General features: G+C 72.6%; 1 protein-coding gene. It reads right to left on the bottom strand.

What is annotated here, in order from left to right; translation table 11 throughout:
- Window positions 1-70: 70 nt before the first annotated feature.
- Window positions 71-1,201, bottom strand: a complete 1,131-nt coding sequence (gene dapC / locus ACWGDE_RS38980) for a succinyldiaminopimelate transaminase (RefSeq protein WP_453393826.1) — start codon at window positions 1,199-1,201, stop codon at window positions 71-73.
- Window positions 1,202-1,368 lie beyond the last annotated feature (167 nt).

The raw sequence follows: 1,368 nt of genomic DNA, 5'->3' as shown, positions 1-1,368 counted from the left end.
GTCTGCACACTTACCTGCGGCGCCGTTGTCGGGGCCGGCCCCCGAACCCCCGCGCCTCAATCTCCCCCAGCTACCGCTGGGAGGTGCCCCCTGCGGGGCTGGAGTTGCCCAGCCGCTTGACCGCTGCCTCGACGCGTTCGTCCGTCGCCGTGAAGGCCACGCGGACGAAGCGGGCGCCCGCCTCGCCGTAGAAGTCGCCCGGCGCGACCAGGATGCCCAGCGCCGCGAGGTGCTCGACCGTGTCCCAGCAGGGCTCGTCCCGGGTCACCCACAGGTACAGGCTGGCCTCGCTGTGCTCGATGCGGAAGCCGTGCGCCTCCAGGGCCGTGCGCAGCGCCTCGCGGCGGGCCGCGTAGCGCACCCGCTGCTCCTCGACGTGCGCGTCGTCGCCCAGTGCCGCCACCGTGGCCGCCTGCACCGGGGCGGGGGTCATCATGCCGCCGTGCTTGCGGATCTGCAGGAGCTCGCCGAGCACGTCGGCGTCACCGGCGATGAAGGCCGCCCGGTAGCCCGCCAGGTTGGACCGCTTGGAGAGCGAGTGGACGCTGACGATGCCCTCGTACGAGCCTCCGCAGACGTCGTCGTGCAGGACGGAGACGGGCTCGGCCTCCCAGCCCAGCTCCAGGTAGCACTCGTCGCTGAAGATCAGGACTCCGTGCTCGCGCGCCCAGGCCACGATCCGGACGAGTTCCTCCTTGGGGAGGACCTTGCCGGTGGGGTTGGACGGGGAGTTGAGCCACAGCAGCTTCACGCGCGCCGGGTCGAGATCGGTGGTGGGGTCGTCGTAGACCACGGGCTCGGCGCCGCACAGCCGCGCGCCGACCTCGTACGTCGGGTAGGCCAGACGGGGGTACGCCACCTGGTCGCCCGCGCCGAGTCCCAGCTGGGTCGGCAGCCAGGCCACCAGCTCCTTGGAGCCGACGACCGGCAGGACGTTGCGGTGCCCGGCGGCGCTCGCGCCGAGGCGGCCGCGCACCCAGCCGGTGATCGCGTCGCGCAGGGCGGCCGTGCCCCACACCGTGGGATAGCCCGGGGAGTCGGCGGCCTCGACCAGGGCGCGCTGGATCAGCTGCGGCACCGGGTCGACGGGGGTGCCGACGGAGAGGTCGACGATGCCGTCCGGGTGGGCCGCGGCCGTCGCCTTGTACGGCTCCAGCTTGTCCCAGGGGAAGACGGGAAGACGGGCTGAGACTGCGGCCACGATGCGCTCTTTTCGCTTTCCAGGTGTTCCGTGCGGAGGTGCTTGCGTGCGGGGTGAAACACCTCGGTCCCGTCCGGCAGTGGGCCGGCCCGGACCCAGGTGGCGGGTCAGGCGGTGCCGACCGTCCGTTGCTCGGGGTTATTTCCGCCCGAAACGCAGCGCTGAAT

It is taken from the genome of Streptomyces sp. NPDC054956 (assembly GCF_053609185.1).
This window is presented reverse-complemented; position numbering and strand designations above follow the sequence as displayed.